This window comes from Chryseobacterium sp. FW101-FHT12H09 (genome assembly GCF_058790395.1).
Window position 1 is genome coordinate 668,616 of record NZ_JBYTCP010000001.1, and the last position, 19,980, is coordinate 688,595.

Consider the following 19,980-nt stretch of genomic DNA (forward strand, 5'->3'; position numbering starts at 1 on the left):
ATAGTCATTATGAAAAGCTATTAAAAGAAATAGCTCTATTCCAAAAAAAAATCCCTCATAAAGAGGGATTTTATATATTAGTAAGACTAAAATCTTATGCTTCAGAAGAAGGATTTTGATTTTCTGTTGGAGCTTGAGCTGCAGGTCTGTCACCTTCAGGTCTTGCTTGTTGTTCCTGTCTTGGCTTCTGCTCCGGTCTTGGAGGTCTTGGCAACAAAACTTTACGAGACAACTTCATTTTCTTACGGTCATCATAACCCATAAATTTCACTTCCACTTCATCACCTTCTGCATAAGGAACTTTATCCAAACGAGACCATTCGATCTCAGAAATGTGAAGTAAACCTTCAGTACCTTTCGCAATTGCTACGAAAGCTCCAAAATCCATTACTTTCACTACTTTTCCTTTATATACTTCACCTACTACAGGTACGAAAGTAATTTCGTTGATTCTTGCAATAGCAGCATTGATCTTCTCTCTGTCTGTTCCTGCAATTTCAATACGTCCGATTTCACCAACTTCTTCAATCGCAATAACTGTATCTGTATCTTTCTGTAACTGCTGAATGATTTTTCCACCAGGTCCGATTACCGCACCAATAAAGTCTTTAGAAATTTCTAACACTACCATTTTCGGAGCATGAGGTTTCACGTCTGGTCTTGGTGCTGCAATAGTTTCTGTAATTTTATTTAAGATGTGTAATCTTCCGTCTTTAGCTTGCATTAAAGCCTGCTCCATGATATCCATAGAAAGTCCCTGGATTTTGATATCCATCTGACAAGCTGTGATACCATCTGCAGTTCCTGTTACTTTAAAGTCCATATCTCCTAAGTGATCTTCATCTCCTAAGATATCAGAAAGTACGGTGAATTTTCCAGATTTTGTATCTGTAATAAGACCCATTGCAATACCAGAAACTGGTTTTGTAATCTGTACCCCAGCATCCATTAATGCTAATGTTCCAGCACAAACTGTTGCCATAGAAGAAGAACCGTTAGATTCTAAAATATCAGAAACAATTCTGATCGTATATGGATTTTCAGCAGGAATAACCGCCTGTAAAGCTCTCTGAGCTAAGTTTCCATGTCCAACTTCTCTTCTTGAAGTTCCTCTTAAAGGTCTTGCTTCACCAGTTGAGAATGGAGGGAAGTTATAATGTAAGAAGAATTTCTCATCATAGTTTGCCATAACGCTGTCTACCATATTAGCATCTTTTACAGATCCTAAAGTTACAGCTGTTAAAGACTGAGTTTCACCTCTTGTGAAAACTGCTGAACCATGAGCTCCCGGAAGGTAATCAATTTCTGACCAGATAGGACGGATCGTCTTAGGATCACGACCATCAAGACGGATATTGTCTTCTAAGATCATCTGACGCATTGCTTCTTTCTCTACATCATGATAATATACTTTTACGAAAGGTGTTACTCTTTCTAATTCTTCAGCATTATCAACATATTGAGCTAAAAACTCTTCACGAAGCGCTTTGAATTTTTCTCCTCTCTCTTCTTTACCAGATGGAGTTCTTGCAACTTCATAAACTTTATCGTAAGTTTCTTTCCACACTTTTTCACGGATTGCTTCATCGTGATTTTCGTGGTTATATTCTCTTTTAGGTAAAGATTTACCAACTTTTTCAGCTAATCTTTCCTGAGCTTCAATCTGCTTTTTAATTTCGGCATGTCCAAAGATGATCGCTTCCAGCATTTCCTGCTCAGAGATCTCCTTCATCTCTCCTTCTACCATTACAATTGAATCTTTAGTAGCTCCAACCATAATATCAAGCTCAGAGTTCTTAAGATCTTCATAACTTGGATTAACAGAAAGTTTTCCGTCAAATCTTACTACTCTAACTTCTGACATTGGTCCGTTAAAAGGAATATCAGTAATAGCAATTGCAGCAGAAGCAGCTAAACCTGCTAAATCATCAGGAATAGATTTTCCATCATAAGAAATAAGGGAAATCATAACCTGAACTTCAGCATGAAAATCCTCAGGGAAAAGCGGACGAAGAACTCTGTCCACCAAACGCATTGTTAAAATTTCCTGATCTGAAGGTCTTGCTTCTCTACGGAAAAAGTTTCCAGGAATCTTTCCTCCTGCATAGAATTTTTCTCTGTAATCTACTGTTAATGGCAAGAAATCTACTCCAGGATTAGCTTCTTTATTGGCTACAACAGTTGCTAAAAGCATTGTTCCACCCATTTTTACTACTACAGAACCATCAGCCTGTTTTGCTAATTTACCTGTTTCAATTGTGATTTCTCTGCCGTCTGCAAGAGTAATCGTTTCTGTAAACGCTTGAGGTATACTCATAAATAATTTTTGTTTAAACACTCCGTATTGAGTGTGATTGATATAAATTCGTCTAAAATTTCGTTTGCAAATATAAGCTATTTTCTCGGTAACTGCCAGTATAAAAAAGAAAAGAGATCCAGTCATTAAATAACTATCTAGCAACAACTTAGTCAGACTTTTAAAAGTCACTGCCCATTTCAAACTGTGAAGCTTATCATATTGAGCAATTCAAAAGTATATCTATTAAAGTTAACTCCACTTTTTCACTCTTTTATTTATCTATAAAAATTTTCTTGGTCTATTTTTGTCTCAATCAGAGATAATAATTGTGTTTAAGGATAAAATTAACATAAAAAGGTTAAGAAAAGTTGCAGAAAAAAAAGTTGTTCCCCTATATTTGCCTTGCTTTTTAAAGTCTGTTTTATGTATGATAAAACAGTTTTAAAGTTCCAACTTTTATAACTCGTTGAAAGAGTATATCATCATCTCTTTCTTTTAAATAAATGTTTATGATTAAAAATAAAGAAGTAAAGTCGCAAAGCAGGAATTATACGGTTCCTTTGATCACCATCACCTTGTTATTTTTTATGTGGGGATTTATTACCTGTATGAATGATATTTTGATCCCTTATCTCAAGCAGCTTTTCAATCTCACCTTCTTCGAATCTATGTTGGTACAGTTCTGTTTCTTCGGAGCTTATTTTATTGGTTCATTAATTTACTTTTTCATTTCTATTTCTAGTGGAGATCCTATTAATAAAGTTGGTTATAAAAAAGGAATTATATTTGGTATTTTCCTGGCTGCCTTTGGATGTGTTCTATTCTATCCAGCCGCTACTTTTTCTTACTACCCTTTATTTCTGGGTGCCCTGTTTATTCTAGGCCTGGGATTCACCGTATTACAGATTACAGCGAATGCATATGTTTCTTTATTAGGAAGTGAAGAATCTGCTTCCAGCCGTTTAAATATGACTCAGGCGTTCAATGCTTTTGGGACAACTATTGCTCCGGTATTAGGCGGACATTTAATTTTCGAATTTTTCTCAGCACCAGACGGATCATTCAGTGCAGTAGCAACAAGAATCCCTTATTTAATCTTTGCAGGAATCCTTTTGTTAGTTGCTTTATTGATCTCAAGAGTAAAACTTCCCTCTTTTCAGACTAATGAAGAAGAAATTATAAAAGGTTGGGGAGCATTGGAATTCAGCCATTTGAAATTTGGCGTTTTTGCTATGTTCTGTTACGTAGGTGGGGAGGTAGCTGTTGGAAGTTTTATCATCAGCTTCCTGGAGCAGCCACAAGTGATGGGCTTTAATGAAATCATCAGCAAGAACTATCTTTCTTTATATTGGGGTGGCGCTATGATCGGACGTTTTTTAGGAGCTATTTCTTTAAACCAATCGATCAGTCAGGGAAAAAAGGCTATTTACATGCTTGGAGCTGCTACTGTTGTCTTTCTAGTCATCTTTAGTATCGTTAATCTTACCTTTTCTCAGATTAGCTTTTTCCTTGTATTTATCGTACTTAATTTTATTGCTTTCTTCATTGGTAAGGCAGCTCCTGCAAGAACATTGTCTATTTTCGCTGCAGTAAATGTCGTATTGCTGATTTCCGCTATGGTGAATCATGGTGAATTGGCCATGTACAGTATTTTAGGAATCGGGATTTTCAATTCTATCATGTTCTCTAATATCTACACACTGGCTATTTCAGGATTAGGAAAATATACGAGCCAGGGATCATCTCTAGTGGTTATGGCCATTTTAGGTGGTGCTATTGTTCCTATTTTCCAGGGATTCCTTGCTGATCAGTTTGGCGTGCAGCACTCCTTTATTATTCCAGTATTTTGTTATCTGGTCATTCTGATCTTCGGAGCCTATTGCACTAAATATCTGGGACATGTAGAAACTACAGAAGCCAAGTCAGGACATTAAACTAATTTATTATATTATAAAAGCTTAGGCTTCATTAAAATCGATCACCTGAATGATTAGAACTGGTTTTAATGAAGCCTCTTTAATTTTTAAAATTCGATTTCGGATCTATCTTCTTTCTTTTTTAGAAAATGTATATCCTAATCTCCATTCAAGATAATCAGCAATATGTAGATCATACGCGTTAATTCCAAATGAAGCAAAAAGCCGGTCGGTGATCTGATAATGCAAGCCTATTTTTTGAAAAAAAGCTGGACTGTCATATTTCCGTTCTTTTCTAAAAATGTAATATCCTGCACCAATATTTACATACAATTTACCAATCATTAACCGATAAGTAGGAATAACACTGAATAGCAACCGATCATTCGAGAAACGTTTTTTCTGATACAGTGTACTATCTGATATATACATGGTGTGATTATATTGCTCATCATGAGTAACACCAATACCGATTCCATAAGCTGATTTTGGAGAATATTGCCGCATATAAAAAGCTTCTGCACCATATACTGAGTAATTAAACCCATCATACCGTTTTCTTAACTCATCACGCTGTCCACCTCGATAAAAGATATTTTTCCGTCCTCCAAAAACTGAGAATTCCAGTGTATTATACCTTTTACGATCAACAAAAACGGTATCTCGTACATGAGATACTGCCCGCTCGGGATAATAAACAAGACTTAGCTGAGGAGCATAAGTATTAAGACCTTTATTCGGGAATTTTAATGATCCGTTGGAAAGATGATTAAACTTGAGATTTAATCCTAGATCAAAATGCTTTCCTAATTCATAATACATTCCGGTTCCTAAACTGATAAACATATTCGTTTTAGAACCTACAGATGTATTGTAATAGCCATGATCTTCATCAAATGGATTAGAATTAAATGAAATTCCGAAGTTAACACTATGATACCATTTCAGCTTACCCCACTGCTTGAGCTTTCCATTATAAATACCATAGATTCCAAATGGACTTCCCATTTCCTTGTTTTTGAGAAAGTCAAAAGCGAAAAATCCAATACCATATTGAGGATAATTATAAGCCTTTTCCCAATCCTTCTTACCATTGGTCTGTTTTAAAACCTGAAAAGAATATCCCATATAGTCACTTCGTTGATAACTTTTCAGGGGGTCATTGGTGCGAAAAAAATTTCCGTACTCCGTTCCACCAGAGAATGCCAAAGAAGATGGCACTATGATTTCTTTTTCCTGCGCAATGCAAAAATCAAAAATTAAAGAAAGTACAATCAGACAGAAATACCTAAAAAACATCAATTTAGTTTAAAGACTGGCAAATCTAACCATTCATTCACAATAAATTAATAATTATTTAAATTAAATTTCAAATTACTATTAAACCAACAAAAAAGCAACTTCGAAAGAAGTTGCTTTTTATTTTGAAAATCTTTGTAGATTATTTTCTTAAACCTAGTTCAGCAATAATTGCTCTATATCTTGCGATATCTTTATTTTTAAGGTAATCTAATAAACTTTTTCTTTTACCTACTAATTTCACCAAAGATCTTTCCGTTGCAAAATCGTGACGGTTAGCCTTTAAATGCTGAGATAAGTGATTGATTCTGAAAGTGAAAAGAGCTACTTGTCCTTCAGCACTTCCTGTGTCTTGTGCAGATTTCCCGTGTTTTGAGAAAATTTCCTGCTTTTTTTCTGTTGTTAAGTACATTCCAATATTGTTTAATGATTATTATGTAACGGGTGCAAAAGTACAACTATTTTTTAAGTCAGCAAAACATTATTGATTTCATATATCAAAAATGATAGAAAAAAATGTTAAAAATTTCTTAATAAATTTTATGCCATCCCGTTAAAAGACAGTAATTTTGCAAACGAATACAAATGAGAAAAATTTTACTTTTTACCACGGCTTCTACTCTTTTACTGATCGGTATCGCTTCAGTAAAAGCACAAAAAGGTGCTTCAGAGGACAAAATAAAAAAAGTTCTATACTTTAATCCTGAAGTAGAACCTGATATTGAAGAAATAAAAGAGCCTACCAATCATGCATTTTTTAGTGCTGTCTCAGATCATTTAAGCGGCTATAAGAAAAATAAAATGCTTCGAACTGAAGTCCAGATCCCTTTTGATAGTGTAGATACCCAAACCATTGCTGACTACTGCATCAACAATGATGCTGATTTTGCGATCGTTCCTAAGGTAAAATATTTCAAAGTAGGAATTGGAAAGTATGTTTTCTCCAATCAGGTTATTGTAAGTATGAAACTTTTTGATGCATCGGGGAATTTTATTACAGAATCGGATTATGATACTTACCGTAAAAATATGCGTCTTTTAGGTTCAGCAGAGAACTCTATCAAGATAGGAACCAACGGAGCAATAAAAAGTATTCTGAAAAAATTAAGAAAACTAAAACCTTCTTCAGAATCTGGCTTTTAGTTTTACATCACTATCACTACATTTCACACATCTCATTAGAAATCAAAATTTTAATAAATTTTGATAAAAATAATTCAATTTATTTGTGAATAATTCAAATATTTTGATTAATTTAGTTTCATACTAACAAACTAATGACCATGAAAAATCAAAAACCAACCCGAAGCAAGCATTGAAACCCTAGTGTTACAGCTTGAGATGTAACTAAGCATTTTAGATGTACTGATAGATCATGTCGAAAAAGAGTATATCGTACTCACCACCTACCCGAAGTTTAATTAAACAAAATAAATCTCTTCATTTTTTAAATTCATTATTATACCCGCAATTTTTGCGGGTGTTTTGTTTTTTATACCATAATTCTCATCTGATAAAGATTAGCAGGAAACAATTAACTCTACAAATGAGTGAATAATATAAATATTTTCATTATTTTAGTAACACATTAAAACCAAATACTTTACACTATGAAAAATTTAAAAAAACTCAACAGACAAGAACAAAAAACAATTAATGGAGGGGGAATTATAAAATGCACTGACAACTCACAGTGTTTTGGAGGATTTTGCTGCCACAGGGTTTGCGTTCTGGATGCGTGCTTTGAAGATTAATAACACCTATTAGTTTAACTTTATATTAAAACCTTATGAAAAATCTAAAAAAACTTAACAGACAAGAACAAAAAGCAATTAATGGCGGAGCTCTTAAAAGATGCACCAGCCACGCACAATGTTTTGGAGCATGGTGCTGCAATGGAATCTGTGTACCGCAAGCTTGTATTGAAGATTAATTTAAATCAAATACCATGAAAAATGTAAATTTAAAAAAACTGGACAGGCTGATGCAAAAAGAAATAAATGGCAGCGGGCTTATCAGAAAGTGCAAAGATTCAACTCAATGCTGGGCTGGAGAATGCTGCAGTGGAGGAATTTGTATGGTATCTCCCTTTCCTGTTTGCGAACCGCTTGAATAAAAAACTTATTTTTTTTAAAACTAATTTAAACATCTGTCCCCCACAGATGTTTTTTCATTAATATCCCCTATAGATCAATGCTAATTACCACAGATCACAAGAATAAAACTTTAATAAATCCTTAATTTTGCCACATCATTGGGCAATTCTAAAAAATTGAATTATTTTTGCGTATCCAAAAATCTCACGTTTTGAATTATACTGACGAACTTATCTTAAATCCTGCCGACATTGCCGAAACTCTTAGCGATCTTCCTGCTGATGAGAGGCTATTGGCATTTTTGAAAGTTCCCAAAGAATACAAAGCAGAGGTATTCTCTCATCTCGATCCGGACTTCCAGGAAGAAACTATCAGAAGTATTGGAAGTGATGATGTTTCAGAGATCCTGAATGCGATGACTCCAGATGACAGGACGGCACTGTTTGAAGATTTTCCGGATGAACTTATTAAATATTCCATCAATCATCTTAACCCACAGGAAAGAAGGATTGCATTGAAACTTTTGGGATACCATTCTGATTCCATTGCCCGATTAATGACCCCCTACTACATCCAGATCCGTAAGGAGTGGACAGTAAAGAAATGTCTGCAACAGATCAAGAAGGTTGGAAAAAGGGTTGAAACAATGAACCATCTTTATGTGGTGGATGAAAGAAACCGTTTAATTGATGACTTAGCAGTCGGAAGTTTATTATTAGCCGAAGAAGACACCTTAGTATCTGATCTTACAGATAACCATTTTGTTGCCATTACCACAATGACCTCAAAAGAAGATGCTGTTACGTATTTTGAAAAATACGACCGTACTGCACTTCCTATTATTACAGAATCAGGAGTCCTTGTAGGGATTGTAACGATTGATGACATCCTTGACCAGATTGAACAACAAAATACGGAAGACATTCAGAAGTTTGGAGGTCTTGAAGCATTAGATTTACCTTATACACAAACTTCTCTTATTGAAATGGTAAAAAAGAGAGGAATGTGGCTGATCATATTATTCTTTTCTGAAATGCTCACCGCATCAGCTATGGGATATTTTGAAGACGAGATCCAAAAGGCAGTGGTATTGGCGTTATTTGTTCCCTTAATTATTTCCAGTGGTGGAAATTCTGGATCACAGGCTGCAACGCTTATCATTAGAGCTATGGCACTTCAGGAAATCGGTCTAAAAGACTGGTGGTATGTCATGAAAAAGGAAATTTTTACAGGATTATTTCTGGGAGGAATCCTGGGAATTATTGGTTTCTTAAGAATTATGATCTGGCATGAAGCAGGTTTCTTCAGCTATGGAGCACATTGGGTATATGTAGGCTTAAGTGTCGCGGTCTCTCTAGTGCTAATCGTACTTTGGGGAACTCTTTCAGGTTCTATGGTTCCATTTATCCTGAAGAAATTAAAACTCGATCCTGCAACATCATCTGCTCCTTTTGTAGCAACTCTGGTGGATGTTACCGGATTAATTATATATTTTTCCGTGGCTGGACTTTTCTTAACCGGTAAACTTTTATAGAATTTTTAAAGTAATTTATTATAATTAACAAGCATAAAAAAGCCTCAAAATATGAGGCTTAAATTATTAATATAGATCGTTAGACAAATCTGGTAGTTGAGTATATTTAAAAGGATCCTCTGTTTCTGTTGACTGAACAACAGCATTTGGATTAAAATGATATTGTTCAAATAAATTCATTGAAGGAATCCATTTTAATGTATTACCTTCTCTAAAGTATATCCTTCCGTTATTTGGATTTTGCAAAAGCCCATTATCTAAAAAGATAGGATTTGCTACCGCTGTTTGAGTATATTCAACCAAGCTTTTTATTGATGGACGATCATATTTAAAAACCTTATCAATAAAAAGACCATCCCAAGTAGCTTGTTTATCAATATGCCTCCACTTACCTGTAAACTTCACATAATACATCACATTACCATTGTCTATTACTCTTGCAAAGTCACCATTAAAAGCAATCCAAGGTGCAATAGGAGCTCCTTTCGCTTCCAATCCTGATTTTGATTTTACGGCTAAACCATCATTATTTGTTTTTGCATTGTTCCCTACTGCATCTACTATATCATCGTTATTAGAACATGATGTAATAAGCATCAAAGAAGTTAAAAGAATTAATGTCTTTTTCATAAATTAAACTATTTAAGTTTGCAAATATATAGATTGAGAAAAAAATAACACACTTTTAAATGAATTAAATAGTAACAAATCCCTTACTGATCACTTAATCAGCAACTTTAATTTTTATTAATACAATAAGTAATGAAATATTGTAATATTTCATTACTTAAAAAACTTTTGTAATTTTAGGCAAAGTCTAAAAATGAAAGTTATTTCTCTGGTACCCTCTATAACGGAGGCATTATTTGATTTAGGGTTAACTGAAAATGAGATTATTGGAAGAACAAAATTTTGTATTCATCCCCAGGAAAAAGTAAAAAATGTTCCCATTATCGGTGGAACAAAAAACCTGAATATTGAAAAGATTAAAAGCTTAAAACCAGATCTTATTCTTGCCAATAAAGAAGAGAATATCAAAGAACAGGTAGAAGCTCTAATGGAAGATTTCAAAGTTGTTGTAACAAACGTCGAAACCATTGAAGACAACTATTATCTATTAAAAAATTTAGGAAATATTTTCCATAAAGAAGAAACAGCAAAAACTTACAATCTGAAGATCTATGAAGTTCTAAACCAAGCGAAAATCAATTCAAAAATAAAAGCAGCTTACCTGATCTGGAAAAACCCTTATATGACTATTGGCTCTGATACTTTTATCCATAGAATTTTAACTGAAATTGGTTTTGAGAATAGCTTTAAAGATAAAACCCGATATCCGGAAGTTACCATTGAAGATCTTGCTGATACTGATGTTATCATGCTTTCTTCTGAACCCTTTCCATTTAAAGAAAAACATATTGCAGAGTTAAAAGAATATTATCCCGATAAAAAAATGATGATTGTTGATGGGGAAGCATTTTCCTGGTATGGAACACACATTGCAAAATGTGAAGATTATTTTAAAGAATTGATTGCTGAGATAGATTCAGATTCTAAATAATTTATGACTATGCCCATTTCTATTAAATAAATGAATATGTTTTATTGCCCGCAGATACTTTAGAATAAATGCTAAGACCATACAAACAAAAAAACTCCGGCTTGTGACCGGAGTTGTATTTTCTTTAAGATGGATTATAAAATTTTGGAAACTTCTTTACAAAGCCATTCTAATAATTCACGGTCTTCATCCGTAAAAGGATCTATTTTATGAGAATCGATATCGATCTGTCCAACATTTTCTCCATTTTTAAAAATCGGAACTACGATTTCTGCCTTGGTATCAATTGAACAGCTCAAATAATTACTTTCCTGCTTAACATCAGGGACTACATAGGTTTCATTAGAAACTGCAACCTGACCACAAATACCTTTTCCAAATGGAATAATAGTATGATCCGTCTCAGCTCCTACATAAGGACCTAAAATCAATTCCTCCTTATCTCCATTTTTAAAATAGAAACCCGTCCAATTGAAATAGGAAATTTCCTGATCCAGCAGGTGACAAACTTTCTGAAGTTTTTCTTCTGTATTATGTTTTGGGCTTTCAAGAATAGAAGAAAGCCTTTTCTTTAATTCTGACATTATATTGTTGTTTTAAGAGAGTTGTTTTAATGAAAATTCTTCTTTATATCCGAACATCCCACGTTCTTTAATCATTTCCGCAACACCTTCAGGAACCTGAGTTTCCCAGCCTTTGATATTACAAGCAATTTTTCTTAATATTTCTCTGGAATAAATTTCCAGGAACTCCGGATTATAATTTTTAATGTCTACGATACGATTGTTCAATTTGAAGTATTTGTAAAGCTCTTTCAAATTTTCTTCTACCTTAAGCGTAGAAGCATCCAGTAATTCGTGTGTTTCCGGATCTTTATATGGATAAAGATACACTCTCATTCCGTTACGGAAAAACTTACCAAAGGCTTCGAGAATTCCACCTGACAGGTTTTTATAGTATTTCTCATCAAACACCATCAACAGATTATTTACTCCCATTGCCACTCCAATATTTCCGGTAGTATAGGAAGCAAAATAATCGATCAATCGATAGTATTCTGAGAAGTTCGAAACAATTACCGTATATCCTAATTTCCCTAAGATATCCACCCTATCCATAAAATCCCTTTCATCGATATCACCATCAGCCCGAAGGTTGGAAATTGTAATTTCAATTAAAATTTCGGTTTGTTCCTGGGTACAAGCAGCATCTTTCATAAACATATCTATACCATTTTGCAGCATGTCAATATTTACTTTGGTTACCGGTCTGAAACTTCCCCTTACCGCAAAAATATTTTTTTTGTAAAGAATATCTGCCGGTAACATATTATTACCCTGGCTATTGAAAATAACAGCATCAGTCATGTTATTTTTCACCAGTTGTAAAGACATCAATCTGTTATCCACATAGTCGAAGGCAGGACCACTGAAATCGATCATATCAATTTCAAGATTGTCAGTCGCTACATCATCATATAAAGACTCAATTAATGTTCGTGGATTGTCATAATAAGTAAAGGCTCCGAAAATAAGATTTACCCCTAAATTTCCAAGAGTTTCCTGCTGTAAAGTAGCATCATTCTCTTTGAATTTTACGTGGATAACAATTTCGTTATAGTCCTCATTTTCTTTTACCTGAAAACGGATTCCTACCCAACCGTGCCCTTTAAGGGTCTTATCAAAATTAATGGTAGTTACCGTATTAGCATAGGAAAAGAACTTTCTGTTTGGACTGTTTTCTCTGGAAATCCTTTCTTCTATCAATGCAACTTCATATCGAAGCATTTTGCGAAGTCGGTTCTGAGTAACATACCTGTTTTTAGCCTCTTTCCCATAAATGGCATCACTAAAATCTTTGTCATATGCAGACATCGCCTTAGCAATTGTACCGGAAGCCCCACCTGCTCTAAAAAAATGTCGAACAGTCTCCTGCCCTGCTCCAATTTCCGCGAAAGTACCATAAATAGTAGGATCTAGATTAATTGTTAATGCTTTTTGTTTAGGAGTTAGTTTCTGATACATTAGGACATTAAATTTTTTGTAAATTTACCAAAATAATACCAACCTCAAAACAAAATGAAGTTGAAATTTTTAGGAACTGGTACTTCTCAGGGCGTACCCGTTATTGGCTGTACTTGTGAGGTCTGTACTTCGGATAATCCAAAAGACAATCGCTTGCGATCTTCCGTAATGATCTCTACAGAAGAAAACAGAAAAATACTCATCGACTGCGGCCCGGATTTCAGGCAGCAGATGTTGGCAAACCACGAAAATACAGTAGATATCGCTCTAATTACCCATGAGCATAATGATCATATCATCGGGCTAGATGATATGCGGCCACTTATTTTCAAAAGTGGCGAAAACATGCCTATTTACTGTAATAAAAGAGTAGGAAATGAAATTAGAGAGCGCTTTCCTTATGCTTTTGCCGACGTGAGATATCCCGGCGCCCCAGCTTTTGATCTTCATGAAATTGAAAATAAATCTTTTCATATTTTAGATGCAGAGATAACTCCAATCGAGGTAATGCACCATCAAATAGCTATCTTTGGATATAAGTTCAAAAAACTGGCCTACATCACGGATGCCAGCTTTATTTCTGAAACTGAAAAAGAAAAATTAAAAGATCTTGATGTTTTAATTTTAAATGTCATCCGAAAATTTGATCCCCATCCGGCTCATTTTATTCTTCCAGATGCTATTCAGCTCCATGAAGAACTAAAACCTAAACAATTATTTCTTACTCATATAAGCCATCACCTAGGTTTGCATGATGTTGAAGATAAACTACTTCCACCCGGAATGCACCTTGCTTACGACGGTTTGGAAATAAAATTTTAAAGAAAAGTTCATAAAAAATTTTTAAATTTTCAGAAAAGTTTCTATATTTGCACACCAATTTAAAACAAGCCCAGTTGGCGGAATTGGTAGACGCGCTAGACTCAAACTCTAGTATCGAAAGATGTACCAGTTCGATTCTGGTACTGGGTACAAAAGAAAAATGGCACTAACTAAAAACAGTTAGTGCCATTTTATTTAACACACTTTGATAATCAACAAATTACAAAAGGCAGTACCCTAATATATGTTTTCTGCATTATAGAGATATGTTTTAAATTGAGTAAATTGCAAACCATTAAGATACTTTTATAATGTCCAATTTTGAAACGTTTTTTGATTACATTCAAGAAATATCAGGAAAATTGCTATCAGAAGATGATAAGCAATTATTGACAGTACATTTCAAACCCAAAAAACTTCGAAAACGACAATATTTTTTACAGGAAGGAGACGTTTGCAAATATATTGGATTTATTGTAAAGGGCTCCGCCAGAACCTTTACAGTAGATGAGAAAGGACATGAAAATATACTAAAATTGTCTATAGAAAATTGGTGGCTGACAGATTTTGAAAGCTTTTACCTTCTAACACCAAGCCGCTTTAATATTGAAGCGTTGGAGGAACTTGAGATCCTACAATCAACAAACGCGGAAATTGAAGAATTTCTCAAGCATATCCCTGCTTTTTCTGCGATGTCGAACGTGATTAGCCAAAACAATACTATTGCAGCTCAGAAAAGGATGCTGGCTATTAACTATTCCGCTGAAGAGCGCTATGAGGAATTCGTCAAAAATTATCCTTATTTTCTTCAGCGGTTTCCGCAAAACATGATCGCTTCTTATCTTGGATTAACATCTGAAACTCTGAGCAGGATAAAGAAAAACGCTTTAAAATAGATCCTTTAACTATCTTAGGATTCGCTATCATTTTACGCCTGTTAGATTGAATCACCTAAGGATCTTCTACCCACCTGACATAAACATCCTATAAATCAATGCCCGGATTTGTATAATTTGTAAATTACCTCCGCCGGATACCCCAATTTGGATTATGCAATTTTGTCCCTTCCCCCAATGAAAAAGTACTTAATGATGCAATTTATGCCTTTGTGATCCTTTAGCATTCTCTTTTTTTCATTTTCACATTTTCCATAAGTCGCTTTTTTACAACCTTTTAACATATCTATTTGATTTAAATCATCACTTTGAATTGATATTTGTCACTTGTAATCAATGATCCATCTCAACGTGCAGCTCGTTATGATGCAGCAACTTTGCATATACTTCAGAAGGAAAAAAACCTGAAGAATTTCAATGCAATTAATAATAGAAATCATGAGTAAATTAGAAAACAAGGTAGCGATAGTTACCGGTGCTTCCAAAGGAATTGGTGCAGCTATTGCCAAACATTTTGCAGCAGCAGGTGCAAAGGTTGTTGTAAATTATGCCTCCAGCAAAGAAGGAGCAGACAAAGTCGTTAAAGCAATAACAAATAATGGTGGAATAGCCATTGCAGTACAAGCAGATGTATCGAACGAAGCAGATGTGATCAGGTTGTTTAAAGAAACCGAGAATGCTTTCGGCACCCTGGATATTTTAGTCAATAATGCGGTATCTCAGGGATATGCATCTATTGAAGAAATTTCGGTAAAGGATTTCCACCAAAGTTTCAACGTCAATGTGTTAGGAACTGTATTGACTATCCAGGCAGCTCTGAAACTTTTTGGAGATAAGGGCGGAAACATCATCAATATTAGTTCGGGTGCAAGTAAATACCCACTTCCAAATGCATCATTATACTCTTCAACCAAGGCCGCAATAGATGCGTTCACCATTGCATTATCTAAAGAACTGGGTGGAAAAAATATCCGTATCAATTCTATTTTGCCCGGCGCTACGGAAACAGAAGGTGCAACCAGTGCAGGCGTTACCGCCGGCAGTGAGTATGAAAAAATGTTTATCGAAAAAACACCACTTGGCCGCAGAGGACAGCCCGCAGATATTGCAAAAGCTGCGGTATTCCTGGCTTCAGATGATGCAGCCTGGATTACGGGTGAGCAAATTTCCGTTTCGGGTGGTATGTATGGTTTTTAAAATCGCAACTCCAAAAATGAAAGTTAATAAGACTTATCACTGATTAACAGTGTTTTTTTTCAAACTACATTTTCGGTTATGGTACTCAACCGGAAAAGCGATGCTTTTCCGGCTTTATTTTTTAGTAACCGATTGTTAATTTAGAGAATATACGTCCGAAAAACATTGCTTCTGGTGATTCGTTATACCACTCAATTTTTGCAGATCCGAGATGTAAAGAATATTATTTATAATTTTGACCACATTCGTTTAATGATTAACTTCACATTTCACCGAATTAATCTCTCACATGAAAAAAATAATACTATTTCTTTTAATGACTTTTGTTTTGACAGCCTGTGGAAACGATTGTTATAATGCTCCTCTGCCTATCATTTTTGAATTCGTTGATGTTGATAATGTAAACCTAATTACCAACGGAACTCTTAATAACTTTTCAGTCAAAGACGAAAATCAAGTTGTGATACAGGCTTCCAAAACAGATGATGACAAGATTATTTTAGAGAATGTAGGTGAATATAATGGCACAAAAAATTACACATTCTATTCTTCAGTCAAAACTTTTAATTTTTCAATACAGTCGTCCGAATTCAAAGGAGGCTGTGATGGGTTCCAAATAAACAAACTGACATTTACGGGAGTAGGTTTTGATGTTAAAGAAGAAAAAGGATACTATAAAATTATACTGCAATAATATAAATAGCTTTACAACTTGTATTTCCTTCGGAAAAATGACCCAATTATCAAACTGTCACATAGTATATCAGTTCACAAAATACAGCCGTAAAAGCCTATCAATCAGTTTTTCAGGATTATTTTTTATCCCTAAAGTGACTCTCACACCAGTACAGAAGGGAAGATTCCCACCATCTCCAATTAACAAAAAATGAAAAATTCATCATAAATTTTATCGAAATAATTTATATTGACGACTGGTTATTAAAAACTTAACAATAAAAATACTTGTTTATTAAAATAATTTTCTTTTTTTTGCGTTTTACTAATATATGCCCATAAACCAACAATTAAATGTCATTACTTTCCTTTTTAGTTTATGGTAATCCCCTCACTAACATTTGATTACTGCAAAAACAGCAAAAACAACTACTTATGAAATCATTTTCAGCATTAGAAATTAATACGTTATTAAAAGGTTACATAGTAGGCGGTACGTCGCATTCTGTTTCCTCTCCTGAGCAAATAGAGCTCGCCGGAAATCATCAAATTACTTTTATAGGTAGTAAAAAATACGAAAAACTTTGGGCATGCAGTAAAGCATCGGTAGCTGTTGTAAATAATGATATATCTATTGAGCCCGGTGAAAACAGAGCATTTATAAAGGTTAATAATGCTGACCTTGCCATGTCGCAGATACTGGAATTGTTTGCACCCCTTCATCCACAATTCGATACAGATATTCATACTACAGCTTCGGTACACCCTTCTGCTATTATTGGTGTAGGTGTACGTATTGGTGCAGGTACATATATTGGCCCTAATGTAGAATTGGGTGACAATGTAACCATTTACCCAAATGCTACGATTTTAGACAAAAGCACTATTGGTAAAAACAGTACTATATGGAGCGGTGTTGTTATTAGAGAAAACTGTCATATTGGTAAAAACACAATAATTCATCCCAATGCAACTATTGGTGCAGATGGTTTTGGGTTTAGACCATGCCCTGAAAGGGGATTGGCAAAAGTCCCACAAATTGGTAATGTTATCATTGGGGATTGGGTAGAAATTGGTGCCGGTACTTGTGTTGACCGTGGTAAATTTAGCTCTACCATTATTGGCGATGGATGTAAGATCGATAATCTTGTGCAAATCGGTCACAACAGTATACTGGGTAAGTTTTGTATTATGGCTGGTAACAGTGGACTTGCAGGGAGTGTTACTCTGGGTAATGGTGTTATTATTGGTGGAAGCGCCTCTATTAAAGACCATACTACTATTGGCGATGGCGCCACTATAGGTGCGGGGTCTGGTGTTGTAGGCGATGTACCTGCTGGTAAAACCTATCTTGGTTATCCTGCTGCCGAAGCACGCACTACTCTAAAACAATGGGCTTTTCTTAAAAGACTTACGGCTGGAAAAAAAGAAATCAGCGAACTAACGTAAGACAATTATCAGTGTTTTAAAATGAAATTATTAGTATTTATTTTATCTTCAATTCTCCTATTAAATTCATGCCTGGGTGATTATGATGCTCCTCCTCCTGAAATCAAAAAATCTACAAAATATTTTGTTTACAAATCACTAACCAGAAAAAATAATATCGTAACATTTACTGTGATACATGAAGGCACCTGCACTGCAAAGTCATATTATGAAATCACTCAGCCTAGTGATGCTACTTTTGTATCCTACTCTACCTGTGATCATTACACTACACAAAAAGGAACATTTGGCAATGGAAGTATGATATTCAATGGGGTTATTTATAATGCTTCAATTAAAGGAGATGAATTAACCGTTTCACAATTCAATACAGTAATGGGTGATACCTATGAGGAAATCACAATTGCAAAAAGGCAGTAGCCGAAAATGATAACAAGCTATACATATAATAAGTCACTTGCTTTTTTTCGAAATTATATTTCTAATCCTACTTAAAGACTGTGGTGTTATTTTTAAATAAGAAGCAATATATTGTTGTGGTACTTGTAATGCTAAAATTGGATAACGGCTAATAAATTCAAGATATTTCGTTTTAGCATCACCATAATTTAAAAAATCATTGTCTTTTAATTTGTTTAAAAGTTGCGCTTCGGTTATACTTTTCAGGTAAATATAAAAGTTGGGAAGATCTTCACTCAGTTTTTCAATAACCGATTTTTGGATCGAATAAATTGTTGAGTCTGTAACCGCCTGAAAAGCATCCTTGCTTGGTAATGATGCATAATAACTCTCCAGATCAACAAAGAATTGACTCTCACGAACAAAGTATTTTGTAACCTCTGTATCATTTTTACCAATAGAATAACCCCTTATTATCCCATTTTCTACAAACCCAATTTTATTTGAAACTCCATCAATCTGTTGAAAATGCTCATTAGCTTTGAGTTCATTTTTTTTGAATAACAATGAGACATGATCTATGCTCTCTTGTGATAAAATACCTCCAAAACTTAAAGATGATCTTAACTTTTCCATTTTTATTTTATAATTCCCAATTCACTGATACTTTTTGCACAGGATAAAACAGCTTCTTCTAAAGATAATGGTTTCCACTGTAGTTCATTTATTGCTTTTGAAGTATCTATTTTCCTTTTTATTCTCAAATCTATTAAAATTGGCTTTAAAGCGGTATCAAAATTAGAAAGTAATTTTACAAATATATCTGGAAGCTCTTTAGATGGTATTTTCCTGTCTGGATTATGTAATTTTAGTATTGCTGCAATATCTTTAAAAGTCAAATATCCTGATGAAGCTATATATCTCTGATTCTTTGCCTGTGGCAATTCCATAGCCCTTATTAATAAGTCTGCAACAGAACGAACATCAACGATATCAAATCCTATTTTAGGTAATGCTGGTGTGCTTCCATCCATTAATTTGATCACTATATTTGCAGAAGTACCGAAATCATCTTCTAATACAGGTCCTAATATAGCTCCTGGTAAAACAGTAGTTAATTCTAAACCAGATCTATCTTTTTGAATAAATTTCCATGCTGACTTTTCTGCAATTGTCTTACTTCTGATATAAGGTGTTGTATCTTTTTTATTATTTTCATCGGTCCAGTGGTTTTCATTTAATGTTGAAGCAAGTTCATTTTTTGTTTTGCCATACATTACTGATGCTAGGGACGAAGTTATCACCACACGCTTTACACCATTTGCTGATGCCGCTTTTAGTATATTTAAAGTACCTGATTTTGCAGGTTCTATGAGTTCTTCTTCTTTTTTAGGTAAAACACGAGGAAATGGTGATGCAATATGTTGAATAAAATCAATATTTTCTGTCAATTGAAACCAAACATCTGTCGATTTCAAATCTGCTTCAACAAAAGAAATATTTTGAGCATTTGAGGTATGTTTTTCAATGATTGCTTTAATGGCACCTGCCCTCTCGAGGTTTCGTAATGTCCCGATAACTGTATATCCTTTTTCCAAAAGCTGGATTGCTGTGTGTAGACCTAAAAAGCCAGACACCCCTGTTAATAAAACTCTTTTATTGTTCATGATCTTTTTTTTAATGTTTAATGTTTTAATGAAAAACTCTAATCATTATCATTAGAAATACAGTAATAATAATTTCAAAAAAGAGTAAAATAGCAATCTCTTTTATGATATTTTAATTGAATACAAAATAATTTTTAAATCATTTG

General features: G+C 34.3%; 20 protein-coding genes and 1 tRNA gene. 13 read left to right on the top strand and 8 right to left on the bottom strand.

Annotated features, from left to right (window positions below):
- Window positions 1-94 precede the first annotated feature (94 nt).
- Window positions 95-2,317, bottom strand: coding sequence for a polyribonucleotide nucleotidyltransferase (locus AC3WRL_RS02985; protein ID WP_492329702.1), 2,223 nt, complete (start codon window positions 2,315-2,317; stop codon window positions 95-97).
- A 491-nt stretch (window positions 2,318-2,808) separates the two neighbouring features.
- Here AC3WRL_RS02985 and AC3WRL_RS02990 point away from each other — a divergent pair, with 491 nt between their 5' ends.
- Window positions 2,809-4,233 (top strand): sugar MFS transporter, encoded by a 1,425-nt coding sequence (locus AC3WRL_RS02990; RefSeq protein WP_251040502.1) that lies wholly within the window; start codon window positions 2,809-2,811, stop codon window positions 4,231-4,233.
- 108 nt (window positions 4,234-4,341) lie between these two features.
- Here AC3WRL_RS02990 and AC3WRL_RS02995 read toward each other — a convergent pair whose 3' ends face one another.
- Together AC3WRL_RS02995 and rpsO are read right to left on the bottom strand one after the other, a co-directional pair.
- Window positions 4,342-5,514 carry an acyloxyacyl hydrolase gene (locus AC3WRL_RS02995; RefSeq protein WP_492329703.1) on the bottom strand — a complete coding sequence of 391 codons (1,173 nt, stop codon included), beginning with the start codon at window positions 5,512-5,514 and terminating at the stop codon, window positions 4,342-4,344.
- A 142-nt stretch (window positions 5,515-5,656) separates the two neighbouring features.
- Window positions 5,657-5,926, bottom strand: coding sequence for a 30S ribosomal protein S15 (gene rpsO, locus AC3WRL_RS03000; RefSeq protein WP_214826564.1), 270 nt, complete (start codon window positions 5,924-5,926; stop codon window positions 5,657-5,659).
- Window positions 5,927-6,099: 173 nt separating this feature from the next.
- Here rpsO and AC3WRL_RS03005 point away from each other — a divergent pair, with 173 nt between their 5' ends.
- The 4 genes from AC3WRL_RS03005 to mgtE all read left to right on the top strand — a co-directional run bounded on the left by AC3WRL_RS03005 (window position 6,100) and on the right by mgtE (window position 9,144).
- Window positions 6,100-6,657 (top strand): pyruvate decarboxylase, encoded by a 558-nt coding sequence (locus tag AC3WRL_RS03005; protein WP_214826567.1) that lies wholly within the window; start codon window positions 6,100-6,102, stop codon window positions 6,655-6,657.
- Between the two features lie 467 nt (window positions 6,658-7,124).
- The gene (locus AC3WRL_RS03010; protein WP_449243612.1) at window positions 7,125-7,268 is read left to right on the top strand and encodes a bacteriocin-like protein; all 144 of its coding nucleotides are present in this window, start codon (window positions 7,125-7,127) and stop codon (window positions 7,266-7,268) included.
- A gap of 35 nt (window positions 7,269-7,303) precedes the next feature.
- The gene (locus tag AC3WRL_RS03015) at window positions 7,304-7,447 is read left to right on the top strand and encodes a bacteriocin-like protein (RefSeq protein WP_449243611.1); all 144 of its coding nucleotides are present in this window, start codon (window positions 7,304-7,306) and stop codon (window positions 7,445-7,447) included.
- Window positions 7,448-7,821: 374 nt separating this feature from the next.
- Window positions 7,822-9,144 (top strand): magnesium transporter, encoded by a 1,323-nt coding sequence (mgtE, locus tag AC3WRL_RS03020; RefSeq protein WP_214826570.1) that lies wholly within the window; start codon window positions 7,822-7,824, stop codon window positions 9,142-9,144.
- Window positions 9,145-9,210: 66 nt separating this feature from the next.
- Here mgtE and AC3WRL_RS03025 read toward each other — a convergent pair whose 3' ends face one another.
- Entirely contained in the window at window positions 9,211-9,774 is a 564-nt protein-coding gene (locus tag AC3WRL_RS03025; protein ID WP_492329704.1) for a hypothetical protein, read from the bottom strand.
- Window positions 9,775-9,967: 193 nt separating this feature from the next.
- Here AC3WRL_RS03025 and AC3WRL_RS03030 point away from each other — a divergent pair, with 193 nt between their 5' ends.
- Window positions 9,968-10,705 (top strand): ABC transporter substrate-binding protein, encoded by a 738-nt coding sequence (locus AC3WRL_RS03030; RefSeq protein ID WP_492329705.1) that lies wholly within the window; start codon window positions 9,968-9,970, stop codon window positions 10,703-10,705.
- A gap of 134 nt (window positions 10,706-10,839) precedes the next feature.
- On the opposite strand, the gene AC3WRL_RS03035 is transcribed toward AC3WRL_RS03030, so the two are convergent.
- Window positions 10,840-11,289: a GAF domain-containing protein gene (locus tag AC3WRL_RS03035; protein ID WP_214826577.1), complete on the bottom strand. Its 450-nt coding sequence runs from the start codon at window positions 11,287-11,289 to the stop codon at window positions 10,840-10,842.
- A 12-nt stretch (window positions 11,290-11,301) separates the two neighbouring features.
- Window positions 11,302-12,729, bottom strand: a complete 1,428-nt coding sequence (locus AC3WRL_RS03040) for a TonB-dependent receptor (protein WP_214826580.1) — start codon at window positions 12,727-12,729, stop codon at window positions 11,302-11,304.
- A gap of 54 nt (window positions 12,730-12,783) precedes the next feature.
- On the opposite strand from AC3WRL_RS03040, the gene AC3WRL_RS03045 reads away from it, so the two are divergent.
- The 7 genes from AC3WRL_RS03045 to AC3WRL_RS03075 all read left to right on the top strand — a co-directional run bounded on the left by AC3WRL_RS03045 (window position 12,784) and on the right by AC3WRL_RS03075 (window position 18,188).
- The gene (locus tag AC3WRL_RS03045) at window positions 12,784-13,551 is read left to right on the top strand and encodes an MBL fold metallo-hydrolase (protein ID WP_261511293.1); all 768 of its coding nucleotides are present in this window, start codon (window positions 12,784-12,786) and stop codon (window positions 13,549-13,551) included.
- Between the two features lie 68 nt (window positions 13,552-13,619).
- A tRNA-Leu gene (locus tag AC3WRL_RS03050) sits at window positions 13,620-13,701 on the top strand.
- 161 nt (window positions 13,702-13,862) lie between these two features.
- A complete protein-coding gene (locus tag AC3WRL_RS03055; RefSeq protein ID WP_214831961.1) occupies window positions 13,863-14,447 on the top strand; it encodes a Crp/Fnr family transcriptional regulator in 585 nt (194 codons plus the stop codon).
- A gap of 438 nt (window positions 14,448-14,885) precedes the next feature.
- Window positions 14,886-15,644, top strand: a complete 759-nt coding sequence (locus tag AC3WRL_RS03060; protein ID WP_492329706.1) for an SDR family NAD(P)-dependent oxidoreductase — start codon at window positions 14,886-14,888, stop codon at window positions 15,642-15,644.
- A gap of 289 nt (window positions 15,645-15,933) precedes the next feature.
- Window positions 15,934-16,338, top strand: a complete 405-nt coding sequence (locus tag AC3WRL_RS03065; RefSeq protein WP_214831972.1) for a membrane lipoprotein lipid attachment site-containing protein — start codon at window positions 15,934-15,936, stop codon at window positions 16,336-16,338.
- A 416-nt stretch (window positions 16,339-16,754) separates the two neighbouring features.
- Window positions 16,755-17,768 (top strand): UDP-3-O-(3-hydroxymyristoyl)glucosamine N-acyltransferase, encoded by a 1,014-nt coding sequence (gene lpxD / locus AC3WRL_RS03070; protein ID WP_214831982.1) that lies wholly within the window; start codon window positions 16,755-16,757, stop codon window positions 17,766-17,768.
- A 21-nt stretch (window positions 17,769-17,789) separates the two neighbouring features.
- Entirely contained in the window at window positions 17,790-18,188 is a 399-nt protein-coding gene (locus AC3WRL_RS03075; RefSeq protein ID WP_261511292.1) for a hypothetical protein, read from the top strand.
- A 33-nt stretch (window positions 18,189-18,221) separates the two neighbouring features.
- On the opposite strand, the gene AC3WRL_RS03080 is transcribed toward AC3WRL_RS03075, so the two are convergent.
- Both AC3WRL_RS03080 and AC3WRL_RS03085 read right to left on the bottom strand, forming a co-directional pair.
- The gene (locus AC3WRL_RS03080) at window positions 18,222-18,803 is read right to left on the bottom strand and encodes a Crp/Fnr family transcriptional regulator (protein WP_261511291.1); all 582 of its coding nucleotides are present in this window, start codon (window positions 18,801-18,803) and stop codon (window positions 18,222-18,224) included.
- A gap of 2 nt (window positions 18,804-18,805) precedes the next feature.
- The gene (locus AC3WRL_RS03085; RefSeq protein ID WP_261511290.1) at window positions 18,806-19,834 is read right to left on the bottom strand and encodes an SDR family oxidoreductase; all 1,029 of its coding nucleotides are present in this window, start codon (window positions 19,832-19,834) and stop codon (window positions 18,806-18,808) included.
- Window positions 19,835-19,980 lie beyond the last annotated feature (146 nt).

Coding starts and splice junctions, on each gene's coding strand:
- AC3WRL_RS03040 (WP_214826580.1), bottom strand. CDS start 12,729: ATGTATCAGAAACTAACTCCTAAACAAAAAGCATTAACAATTAATCTA.
- AC3WRL_RS03025 (WP_492329704.1), bottom strand. CDS start 9,774: ATGAAAAAGACATTAATTCTTTTAACTTCTTTGATGCTTATTACATCA.
- AC3WRL_RS03010 (WP_449243612.1), top strand. CDS start 7,125: ATGAAAAATTTAAAAAAACTCAACAGACAAGAACAAAAAACAATTAAT.
- lpxD (WP_214831982.1), top strand. CDS start 16,755: ATGAAATCATTTTCAGCATTAGAAATTAATACGTTATTAAAAGGTTAC.
- AC3WRL_RS02990 (WP_251040502.1), top strand. CDS start 2,809: ATGATTAAAAATAAAGAAGTAAAGTCGCAAAGCAGGAATTATACGGTT.
- AC3WRL_RS02995 (WP_492329703.1), bottom strand. CDS start 5,514: ATGTTTTTTAGGTATTTCTGTCTGATTGTACTTTCTTTAATTTTTGAT.
- AC3WRL_RS03045 (WP_261511293.1), top strand. CDS start 12,784: ATGAAGTTGAAATTTTTAGGAACTGGTACTTCTCAGGGCGTACCCGTT.
- AC3WRL_RS03060 (WP_492329706.1), top strand. CDS start 14,886: ATGAGTAAATTAGAAAACAAGGTAGCGATAGTTACCGGTGCTTCCAAA.
- AC3WRL_RS03015 (WP_449243611.1), top strand. CDS start 7,304: ATGAAAAATCTAAAAAAACTTAACAGACAAGAACAAAAAGCAATTAAT.
- AC3WRL_RS03030 (WP_492329705.1), top strand. CDS start 9,968: ATGAAAGTTATTTCTCTGGTACCCTCTATAACGGAGGCATTATTTGAT.
- AC3WRL_RS03005 (WP_214826567.1), top strand. CDS start 6,100: ATGAGAAAAATTTTACTTTTTACCACGGCTTCTACTCTTTTACTGATC.
- AC3WRL_RS03055 (WP_214831961.1), top strand. CDS start 13,863: ATGTCCAATTTTGAAACGTTTTTTGATTACATTCAAGAAATATCAGGA.
- AC3WRL_RS02985 (WP_492329702.1), bottom strand. CDS start 2,317: ATGAGTATACCTCAAGCGTTTACAGAAACGATTACTCTTGCAGACGGC.
- AC3WRL_RS03035 (WP_214826577.1), bottom strand. CDS start 11,289: ATGTCAGAATTAAAGAAAAGGCTTTCTTCTATTCTTGAAAGCCCAAAA.
- rpsO (WP_214826564.1), bottom strand. CDS start 5,926: ATGTACTTAACAACAGAAAAAAAGCAGGAAATTTTCTCAAAACACGGG.
- AC3WRL_RS03065 (WP_214831972.1), top strand. CDS start 15,934: ATGAAAAAAATAATACTATTTCTTTTAATGACTTTTGTTTTGACAGCC.
- AC3WRL_RS03075 (WP_261511292.1), top strand. CDS start 17,790: ATGAAATTATTAGTATTTATTTTATCTTCAATTCTCCTATTAAATTCA.
- AC3WRL_RS03085 (WP_261511290.1), bottom strand. CDS start 19,834: ATGAACAATAAAAGAGTTTTATTAACAGGGGTGTCTGGCTTTTTAGGT.
- AC3WRL_RS03080 (WP_261511291.1), bottom strand. CDS start 18,803: ATGGAAAAGTTAAGATCATCTTTAAGTTTTGGAGGTATTTTATCACAA.